Source organism: Nocardia sp. NPDC057455 (assembly GCF_042802775.1).
Classification (GTDB): Bacteria; Actinomycetota; Actinomycetes; order Mycobacteriales; family Mycobacteriaceae; genus Nocardia.
Genome location: NZ_JBHVDM010000023.1, coordinates 79,318 through 89,251, shown reverse-complemented (window position 1 = coordinate 89,251; position 9,934 = coordinate 79,318). Strand labels below are relative to the sequence as shown.

Here is a 9,934-nt window from a genome sequence, read left to right as displayed (position 1 = left end):
GGCACGGCCCGGCCATCGCCTTCCGGGTGATAGACACCGGCATCGGCATCACCGAAAACCAGCTGGAGACGATCTTCGGCGCGTTCCAGCAGGCCGACGGCACCACCAGCCGTAAATACGGTGGCACCGGCCTGGGCCTGTCGATCAGCCGGGAGATCGCCTATCTGCTCGGCGGCGCGATCACCGCCGAGAGCAAGCCCGGTAAGGGAAGCACGTTCACCCTGTACCTTCCTGTTGCCCGGCCGGATTTCCAGGAGACGCCACATCCCGAGCGGGAGGACGTGCAGCAGGCCGCCAGCCACCCCGAACACACGCCCGTCCCCGCCACGCCACAGCAGCACCGCAGACTGCTGGTCGTGGAGGAACGCCCGCAGGGCCTGCTGTCACTGGTCGCGCAGAGCGCGGTGGCCGATCTTGCCGACAGCAACGACCCACGCGGTCCCGTCCAGCTCGTCACGGCGATCGGAGTGCAGGAAGCGGCGGCGGCGATGGCAACCGAGGTGTTCCACTGCGTGGTTCTCGAGCTGGACATGCCCGACAGCGCCGCGCTGCGGCTGCTGGAGACGATGGACGGCGACCCGGCGATGAGCACCGTCCCGGTACTCGCCCACAACAACCGTCGACTCGACTCCGAGCAGGAGCGCCTGCTGCAGGAGCGCACCGTGCGCAGGCCGCTGGAGCTGCTGTCCAGTCTGGACGAACTGCGGGAGCGGATCGCCCTGCACGTTACCGCCGAGGCGCCCGGTGACGTACTGCCCCTGGTCCGCGGAGAAGAGACATCGATCGCCGCGCCGCAGCGGCCGGACGGGAAGCTCGTCGGCCGCACGGTGCTGATCGTCGACGACGACGCCCGTAATCTGTTCGCGCTCAGCAGCATTCTCGAACTGCACGGCGTCATCGTGCTGCACGCCGAGAACGGACGCGAGGGTATCGACATGCTCCTCGCGCACTCGGAGACGGACCTGGTCCTGATGGATGTGATGATGCCCGAGATGGACGGCTACACCGCGACGGCGAAGATCCGCCAGATGCCGCAGTACCGCGATCTGCCGATCATCGCCGTGACGGCCAAGGCCATGCTGGGCGACCGGGAGAAGAGCCTCGCGTCCGGCGCCAACGACTACGTCACCAAGCCGGTCGACGCCGACGCGTTGCTCGCCTGCATCCACCAGTGGCTGGGCGCCTGATGGCCGACTCGGACGCCTCCGCCGCCGCAACACCGAACGCCGGCCGGGCTGCGGAGCCCGCCGTCACCCGCCTCGCGGCCACTGTGGAGCGGTTGCGCACGGAGATTCAGCATGCTCAGGCCACCGCCGACGGCCGGGCGCTGATCGAGATGGCGAAAGGCGTGCTGGTCGAACGGCTACGGTGTGGGCCCGCCGCGGCGGCCCGGCAGCTCGACGCCCTGGCCGAGCAGGCGGGTGTCACCTCGTTGGAGGTGGCTGTCGATCTGGTCAACCAGGCCGCACAAGACAAAGTCACCGCGGTGGCGGACGAGTTCCTGCTGCGCACCGCAACGCCGGAGAAGATCTCAGCAGCCGTGCGACTGCGTACCGCCGAGAGCGGGTTGCTCGCGGCGGGCGACACGCAACGCGTCGCGCAATCGGTCCTCGAGCATGCCGTGGCGCCATTGGGTGCCACGGCAGTGGCGATCTGGTCCGCAGGCCCCGATGCATCGCTGTCCCTGGTGGGTTTCGCCGGAATCGACTTGCTCGAGGCCGAACGATGGCGGTACGTGCCACCCGGAGTGGTGACCCTGGCGCGCCAGGCCTTGGTCCAACGCCAAGCGCAGTGGATCGAGGACCTGCGCTCCTCGGGGCTACCGTCGATCGGTGACCGTGTCGGCGGCCGGGCAGCGATCCCCGCGGGCATCGGCGGCAAGCTGATCGGAGTGCTGGAGGTGTGCTGGCCGCAGCCCCTCGAACCGCAGCAACCTCGCGTACAGCGGCAACTGGAGGCGCTGGCAGAGCTGTGCGCACACACTCTGGAGTCGGACCTGTCCACCATGGAGTCGCCGGACCGGCCCGGCGTCGCCGACCTCGTGCTGCTGGCCGACAGCCTGTTCGACCCGGCCCTCGTGCTGCTGCCTCACCTCGGCGACGACGGCGCGCTCGCCGACTTCCGGATCCACCACGTCAACGGTTGCTTCATCGACCCGGCCGGCCGCCCACGCGGCCTGATCGACGGCACGTTGCTGCTCGAGATGTATCCGATGGCCGCGGGCGGGAGCCAGCTGTTCGAGCGGATCGAGCACGTCTTCGCTACCGGCGAGACCTACCGCGCCGAGCGGGTGACACTGACCGAACTGGTCGGCCAGGTACCGCTGACCGTCCCGGCCGCGCTCAGCATCAGCCGTCATAGTGACGCCGTGCTCGTGGTGTGGCGTATGGAGGACGAGACGGCTCGGCTGGCGGCGCTGCTGCAACACGCCCAGCGCCTCGGACGCGTCGGCGGGTTCGAGGAGAACGCGGCCACCGGCGAAATCACCTGGAGCAGCCAGCTGTACGCCCTCTACGGGCTGGAGCCTGCCGCGGACCCGATCCCTGTCGCGCAACTGCCCGGTCACGTTCACGACGATGACGCGGAGACGGTCCGGGGATTCCTGCGAACTCTGCTGCGCTACCGTCGCTCGGCCTCCACAGCGTTCCGACTGATCCGGCCGAACGGCGACGCCCGCCACATTCGAATCATCGCCGAACCGATAGTCGACACGGCGGGACATCTGCTCGCGATTCGCGGCGCATATCAGGACATCTCCGCCCAGCACTGGACCGAGGTCGCGCTGTCGGCCACCCAAGACCGCCTCGCGCACACCGAGCAGCAGGCCGCCGAGCAGAGCCGACTGGCGCTACAGCTCCAGCAGGCGATCATGCCTGCTGCCCAGCCGTCCATCGAGGCGTTCGGCCTGCGCATCGCGGTGCGCTACCAGCCCGCCGACCAGGACTATGTAGTCGGCGGCGACTGGTATGACGCGGTAACGCTGCCGTCCAAGCAGATCCTGGTATCAGTCGGTGACATCACCGGACACGGCATCAAGGCGGCCACCGGGATGGTCGTCCTGCGCAATGCTCTGCGCGGCCTCGCCGCTACCGGAGCCATGCCCGGGCAGATGCTGACCTGGCTGAATCTGGTGGCACATCACCTGACCGACGACATCTACGCCACCGCCATCTGTGGCCTCTACGACCCGCAGACGCGGGTTCTGCGATGGGCTCGCGCGGGCCACCTGCCGCCGGTGCTGGTGCGCGCCGGCCAGGCGTCCGCCCTGCCACCACCGGACGGGATGCTGCTCGGCGCGGTGGCCGAGGCGACATACGAGGAAGCCGAACTCCAGCTGGAACCGGACGACATCTTCCTGCTCTACACCGACGGGCTGATCGAGCGTCGCGACCGACTCTTGGACGACTGCATAGAGCGGTTACTCGCCGTGTCGGCCCAGTTCACCGGAAGCCTCGACGACCGTCTGGACCACCTGCTCGATCACAGCGACGCCAACACCGACGACGACACCTGCGTGGTGGGCATCCAAGTGGGGCGGGGCGACAGCATCGAGTGAGAAGGGAGGGCTGGCACCGGAAGCGCGAGCGCTCATATTTCCTGTACATCGATCGGGATCAAGCTCGCGGTCAGCACCCCGAACGATCGACCGCCATCGAGATCGGGTTCGGTGGCGATGAGCGCGAACACGTCGACGATCCCGCGCACCCGGAAAACCTGCCGGCCGCCGGGGACCAGCCGCACTCTGTCACCGACCCGTACATCCATACAGGGCACACTATTCCCCCTGCCGTCCCGGAGATTCGCGAATCGACCGACCCACGCACCGTCGCAGCCGCACAGCGATAGCGGAGTAGCACCGAGATGGGCCGACCTCCGTCCTTCGTGCGTTGATCTCGGGGGTGTGTGCGGGATTGAGCGGGATGTGTGGCCGGCCCCGCACGGACCGCCGCGGCCGTACCCTCGATCGACGGACCGAGCATCACTCCGTGCAGTCACCTTCGGTTTTCGAAGTCCTGCTGACTGCTGTGTGAGGATCGGCTACGGCCGGTCGTGCGCTGTCGGTGCCATGCGCCGCCTGGAACATCGCCCAGCCGGGTAGGGATTTGCGTGCGGCGGCGGCGACCGCGGGCACGATTGTCAGTGCCAGGATGCCGCTGCCGATAGCCAGCCCGGGGTAGCCGGCAGCGGCGACGACCAGCCCTGAGGCCATGCCGCCGGTGGCGCCCGCGATGGCGATGGTGACGTCGACCAGTCCTTGTGTTTTGGCGCGGGCAACCAGCGGCACGGCGTCGGTGATGATTGCGGTGCCTGCGACGAGGCCGAAGTTCCAGCCGAGACCGAGCAGCGTGAGTGCCGCCGTCAATAGGGCGACGGAGTTGCCGGAGGCACAGGCGGCGACGATTCCGGCGCCGAGCAGGGTCAGCCCGGAGGCGGCGGCGATGATGAAGGGGCCGTAGCGATCTACGAGCCAGCCGGTCAGCGGCGATGGCAAGTACATCGCGCCGATGTGGACGGCGATGACCAGGCCGCCGACGGCGGTGCTGTGGCCGTGGTCGTGCATGTGGACGGGTGTCATGGTCATGATCGCGACCATCACGAACTGGGTGAGCACCATAACCATCACACCGACCAACACGCCGGAGCTGCGCCTTTCGACCGGATGGCGTGGCAGGCCGTCAGCATGATCAGGCTGTGCGGCAATGCGTTCGGCCTCGAGTTTGCGGGCAAGCAGTAGCGGGTCGGGGTGCAGCCAGATGGCCAGCACCACGGCTGCCAACGCGTATGCGGTGCTGGCGAGCAGGAACGGACCGGCCAGGTGGGGGATGCCAATTGCGTGTGCGAGGTCGCTGGTCGGCGCGGTGAGGTTGGGGCCGACGACGCCGCCGAGTGTGGTGGCGACCAGCACGGTGGACACGGCACGGGCGCGGTGCTCGGGGCCGGCCAGATCGGCTCCGGCATACCGGGCTTGCAGGTTGGTGGACGTGCCGGCGCCGTAGACGAACAGCGCGACGAACAGCAGGATCGTGTTGTCCGCGACAGCGGCCGCGATGACTCCGACGCTGCCGATGGCACCGGTCAGATACCCGGCGACCAGGCCGGGTCGGCGGCCTCGGGCTTGCGAGATTCGTCCGACTGTGACGGCCGCCAGCACGGAGCCTGCGGTGCCGAGCGCACTGGGCAGACCGGCGAGGCTGGTTGAGCTGAGCATGTCCTGCGCGAGCAATGCACCGACGGTCACGCCCGCCACCAGCCCCGCGCCGCTCAGCGCCTGAGCGGCGACCAGGACGAACAGGGTGCGGCGCTGCGCCTGGAGGCCGGGGAGATCGTCGATCCGGGCAGGTACTGAAGTGGCCACGAGAGAGTCAGCCCAGCTCGCCCAGGTCAAGGCGGTCGCGGAGTCCGGCAGCAGTGAAAGCCGCGACCAATTCGGCACGGCCTTCGGTGAAGTGAGCCCAACCCTCGTAATGAACGGGAACCACGCGACGTGCGCCGAGGAGCTCGGCGGCCTCGGCGGTCTGGGTACTGTCGAGGACGATCGGCGCACCGTCGAAGAGAACGGAGAAGCGGGGCGCTCCGGCGAAGAGGATGGCGGTGTCCACCGGCGCGAAACGCTCGGCGATCTCCTCGACCGCAGTGAGCGAGGCGTTGTCGCCGCTGACATAGACGGTGGGCAGGCCTTCCCCGGTCAATACGAATCCGACAACCTGGCCGGTGATCGGTTCGACCTCCTCGCGTGCACCCGGCCCATGGATCGCGGGCACGCCCGTCACGGCGATCGTGCCGCCACCGGGGCGATCCAGCTCGATCGACTCCCAGTCGACCAGGCCTTTGGCCCCGTTCCCGAGGCGTTGCCCGCCACCCGGCGTGGTGAGGGTGAGCGGCACGTCGGCGAGCAGGGCACGGCCGGAGTCGTCGAGGTTGTCGGGGTGCTCATCGTGCGAGAGCAGAATCACGTCGACGCGGCCGAGGTCGGGCGGTGAGGCGGCGGCCGGCGCGGTCTTGGTCAGCACGCCGCCGGGTTGCTGGTAGTCGCGGGGCGTGTCGAAGGTCGGGTCGGTGAGGAACCTCAGCCCGCCGTATTCGAAGAGGGCGGTCGCACCGCCGAAAACGCGGACGCAGAACTGCTGAGCGGTCGTGCCTGCAAAAGTCACTAGCAAGCTCCTCACGGATGAAACGGTACATATCCGTGAGATACGGTAGGCCGTTATCACGGATAAAAGCAAGCAGTAACATGAGAGTTATGAGAGCCGCGCGAGAGACCCCGGCCGCCGCGTTGCCCCCCGCACCGGGGGCCGAGCAGTACCTTGCTCTCGACTTCGCCGACAGCGCCTATGTGCTGCCCGGTGGGCATTTCATTGATCTGCTCGGTACCCCCGAATCGACGAATCGGTGGCTCGCCGAACGCGGCCTCGCGCCTGCCGATGCCGGAGTGCAGGAGATGTGCGCGACGCAGCTGCGCGTGCTGCGCGAACACGTCAGGGCATTGTTCGCCGCCCGTGTCGCGCGGCAGCCCGTGTTGCCCGCAGCGCTGTCCGCCGTCAACGACGCGCTGAGCCGGACCTCAACGGCCGCCCTGCTGTTGTGGGATGAGATGAGTGGCCCCTACCGCGCTGCGGTGTGTCCACCCAACGAGATCCTCGACCGCGCGCTCGCGACGCTCGCCGCGGATGCGGCCGACCTGCTCACCGGCTCCGACGCCGATTTCCTGACCACCTGCGATTCCGTCCCGTGCAATCGGTACCTGATCCGCCACGGCCGCCGTCACTGGTGCTCAACGCGCTGCGGCGACCGCGTGCGCGCGGCCCGCGCCTACGCCCGCGCCAAGTCGAAGGTGGACTGACCGCCTGAGAATCGTCCCCCACCCAAGCGGGGGTTCGCCGACACGAAGAACGCGGTCCGCACGCTGCTGGAGGGCCTGCGGCAGGAGAGCACCGACGGGCTCGGCGAACGACGTCGATCTCCCCGAACTACGTCGGCACCGAACTCATCGACAACGCCGTCGATGATCCGAAGCGAGTTCCGCGTTATCGCCCGGAACGCCATCGGCGATCTAGCTGCGCGGCGGCCACAGGGGGAACGGCGTCGAGACAGCCGGGATCGTCCGAGCCGTGGCACAGGCGGCCGATGTGGACCCCACCCTGGTGAACTAGTCGACCGTGCTCTGTTGTCGTTCGTCATCCGCACCTCGTCCTCGACGGATACCCGGTACTACGCCCTACTTCGGTGCCTGGAAGCCGCCGATCTTCTGCTCGAGTAGCTCGGCCAGCCGCAGCGAGGTGCGGTCCTCGAACATCGGACCGATCACCTGCACGCCCACCGGCAGGCCCTCAGGGGACAGGCCCGTTGGTATGGCGGTGGCGGGCAGGCCGGGCATGGTCGCCAGACCGGCCCAGACCAACTGGTCGAAATACGGGTACTCGGCGCCGTCGATATCGATCCGGCGTTCCAGCACATCGGGATTGTGGTCGTGCGGGAACGCGGGAGTCGGCGTAATCGGACACACCACGGCATCGAACTCGGCGAAAAACTGCCGCCAGCCGTGGCGGTGGAGTTCGCGACGGTTGTTCGTCTCGATCCAGTCGCGGTGGCTGAACACCATGGCACGCAGCCGCGCCGCGTCGAGGCTCTGGTCGTCTGCGCTCAGTCCGGCGGCGCGGGTCCGCAGTTGCTCATACCCTTCGACGGGAAAACGTGCAACGGAGCCCGAAAACAAGAACTGCGTATAGAGCGTCCCGGCCTCGGTCAGGTCGGGCAGCAGCGGACTGTGCCGTTCGACGTGAGCCCCACCCGCGATCAGCGTGTCGGTCACCCGGTTCACACCTGCCCGCACAGCGGACCCGGTGGGAATGAGCGGATGCTCGTCGAGGACCAGAACACGGAAGTCGGAAAGCCGCTCGTGGCGCGCGGGCGGCAGGCTCGAGTCGTACGCGACGCCGTGCGTCAGCGGGTCCGGTCCGGCCATCACATCGAGCAGGAGCGTGAGGTCGCGGGCGGTGCGTGCCATCGGACCGACGACGGCGAGGTCGAGATCGGTCGGCAGTGCCGGCTCGGGCGGCGCGACCATGCCACGGGTCGCCGCCAGCCCGAGCGTCGGCTTGTGTGCGTAGACACCGCAGAAATGCGCGGGGGTGCGCAGCGAACCGGCCAGGTCGGAGCCGATGGACAGCGCACCGAATCCGCACGCCAGGGCCGCTGCCGATCCGCCGGAGGAACCGCCCGACGTGCGCTCGTGATCCCACGGATTTTTGGTGGTGCCGTAGATCTCGTTGAAGCTCTGGATATCCTGCAGCCCCAACGGCACATTCGTCTTCCCGAGCACCACCGCGCCGGCAGCCTCGAGTCGTGACACCTGTACCGCGTCCTCGGCCGGTACATAGTTCGCGTGCTGCGGCATGCCCCAGGTCGTGGGCAGCCCGGCCATGTTGTAGGACTCCTTGACCGTCACCGGGATGCCGAGCAGCGGCCTATCCTCGCCGCGGGCGCGCGCCTGGTCGGCGCGGCTTGCGGCGGCCCGCGCACGGTCGAAATTTGGCACACAGATCGCGTTGATCACCTTGTCGTCCCGCTCGATACGAGCGATCGCCTCGTCGGTCAGCTCCACCGAGGTCACCTCACCGGCCCGCAACGCCGCCAATAGTTCTTCTGCCGACTGAAGATTCCATTCCATGAATCCGACGGTATCGGCGCGCCACAGAAGCCATAAAATGCCGATTCACACAACGGAAAAGTCGAACAGGCCGCCGAAGTCGCTCACTCGTTCTGCCTTCGTAGACGGTCTACCCCAGGTCACAGCGTCGACACTGGGTTAACTCAACTGGCACAAGCCATGAAATGCCGCTCCGTGCAATGGGATGGATGTCTCAATACTTTTCATGTTCCCCCGGCCCCGGAATATTCGCCCAACCGCCGGCCATGACGACGTGCCGCGGGATCGGTGTCGGCCTGGAAGTTCAGGAGACCTTCATCGGACACCCGCGCACTTGGCGAGGCTGCGAACACGAAGGTGTGGGCCGGGAACGCCTGCTGCCACGCGGACTCCCGCCACGCCGCTGCCGATGAGTTTCCGTGTGCTCGTCCGTCACTACCAGCGTGCCCGACCGAGCCGAGTCGAGGCCTTACAAAGCAGAGGAGAACAAGGCTGTGACGATTCAGCGGATGGACAACGTGCTCATTGTTGTCGAGGACCTCGACACTGTTATCGACTTCTTCGTCGAACTCGGTATGGAGTTGGAAGGCAAGGGGCCGGTCGAGGGACGTTGGGTGGAACGTGTCATCGGAATCGATGATGTGCGACAGGACGTCGCGATGCTCCGGACCCCGGACGGCCACGGTCGGGTCGAGCTGGCGATGTTCCACACGCCCGAGGCGATCAGGGCTGAGCCGAAAGACGCTCCGGCCAACACGCTCGGCATTCGTCGCATCATGTTCGCCGTCGACGACATCGAGGACGTTCTCGCCCGCCTTCGCACCCACGGCGCCGAACTCGTCGGCGAGCTCGAGCAGTACGAGCAGATTTACCGGCTCTGCTACGTCCGTGGTCCTGAGGGCATCATCGTCGGGCTGGCCGAGCAGCTCAGCTGAAGATTGCCGAGGGCCGTCGCTCGGCGACTCGAACCGGCGAGGAAGACGACATCTGTCCGCGGCGAGCCCGATCATCCGACGCGACGCCATATCAGAGCGGCGTGAATCTCTCGCGCGCGCTCGAAGCCGTGCTGATCACCTACCAAGGCGTGCAGCACGGCGTGGTGAACCGCGGCGTGGCCTGCGTCGATGTGCCGGTGCTCCGATACCTCACCGATCTCACCCTGCCCTCTGCGGACCTGAGCTGCACCGCTGGTGGTTAGCGCGGTCGCGAGCAGTGCGGCAATCGTCTCGGTGATGGTCGGATAGTGGTCGGAGCTGCTAGACGGCATTCATTACTGCTGTACGCGTG

At 67.5% G+C, this 9,934-nt stretch carries 9 protein-coding genes; 5 read left to right on the top strand and 4 right to left on the bottom strand.

Annotated features, from left to right (window positions below):
- Positions 1–1,187, top strand: a 1,187-nt coding sequence (locus tag ACFU5M_RS12485) for a response regulator (protein WP_379048215.1), incomplete at its 5' end; no start/stop codon positions are given.
- Positions 1,187–3,556 (top strand): SpoIIE family protein phosphatase, encoded by a 2,370-nt coding sequence (locus ACFU5M_RS12480; protein ID WP_379048213.1) that lies wholly within the window; start codon positions 1,187–1,189, stop codon positions 3,554–3,556. The genes ACFU5M_RS12485 and ACFU5M_RS12480, both read left to right, overlap by 1 nt.
- Positions 3,557–3,588: 32 nt before the next feature.
- On the opposite strand, the gene ACFU5M_RS12475 is transcribed toward ACFU5M_RS12480, so the two are convergent.
- From ACFU5M_RS12475 to ACFU5M_RS12465, 3 genes are all read right to left on the bottom strand, one after another.
- Positions 3,589–3,765 carry a hypothetical protein gene (locus tag ACFU5M_RS12475; RefSeq protein ID WP_379048211.1) on the bottom strand — a complete coding sequence of 59 codons (177 nt, stop codon included), beginning with the start codon at positions 3,763–3,765 and terminating at the stop codon, positions 3,589–3,591.
- A 214-nt stretch (positions 3,766–3,979) separates the two neighbouring features.
- Positions 3,980–5,356: an MFS transporter gene (locus tag ACFU5M_RS12470; protein ID WP_379048209.1), complete on the bottom strand. Its 1,377-nt coding sequence runs from the start codon at positions 5,354–5,356 to the stop codon at positions 3,980–3,982.
- A gap of 7 nt (positions 5,357–5,363) precedes the next feature.
- Positions 5,364–6,152: an MBL fold metallo-hydrolase gene (locus tag ACFU5M_RS12465; RefSeq protein WP_379048207.1), complete on the bottom strand. Its 789-nt coding sequence runs from the start codon at positions 6,150–6,152 to the stop codon at positions 5,364–5,366.
- Between the two features lie 89 nt (positions 6,153–6,241).
- Between ACFU5M_RS12465 and ACFU5M_RS12460 the strand changes: the two genes are divergently transcribed.
- Positions 6,242–6,841 (top strand): ABATE domain-containing protein, encoded by a 600-nt coding sequence (locus ACFU5M_RS12460; protein ID WP_379048205.1) that lies wholly within the window; start codon positions 6,242–6,244, stop codon positions 6,839–6,841.
- Between the two features lie 375 nt (positions 6,842–7,216).
- Here ACFU5M_RS12460 and ACFU5M_RS12455 read toward each other — a convergent pair whose 3' ends face one another.
- Positions 7,217–8,668 carry an amidase gene (locus tag ACFU5M_RS12455; RefSeq protein WP_379048202.1) on the bottom strand — a complete coding sequence of 484 codons (1,452 nt, stop codon included), beginning with the start codon at positions 8,666–8,668 and terminating at the stop codon, positions 7,217–7,219.
- Positions 8,669–9,156: 488 nt separating this feature from the next.
- Between ACFU5M_RS12455 and ACFU5M_RS12450 the strand changes: the two genes are divergently transcribed.
- Entirely contained in the window at positions 9,157–9,582 is a 426-nt protein-coding gene (locus ACFU5M_RS12450) for a VOC family protein (RefSeq protein WP_379048226.1), read from the top strand.
- Positions 9,579–9,845 carry an alpha/beta hydrolase gene (locus ACFU5M_RS12445; RefSeq protein ID WP_379048224.1) on the top strand — a complete coding sequence of 89 codons (267 nt, stop codon included), beginning with the start codon at positions 9,579–9,581 and terminating at the stop codon, positions 9,843–9,845. The genes ACFU5M_RS12450 and ACFU5M_RS12445 overlap by 4 nt, the downstream gene beginning before the upstream one ends.
- The last annotated feature ends 89 nt before the right edge of the window (positions 9,846–9,934 follow it).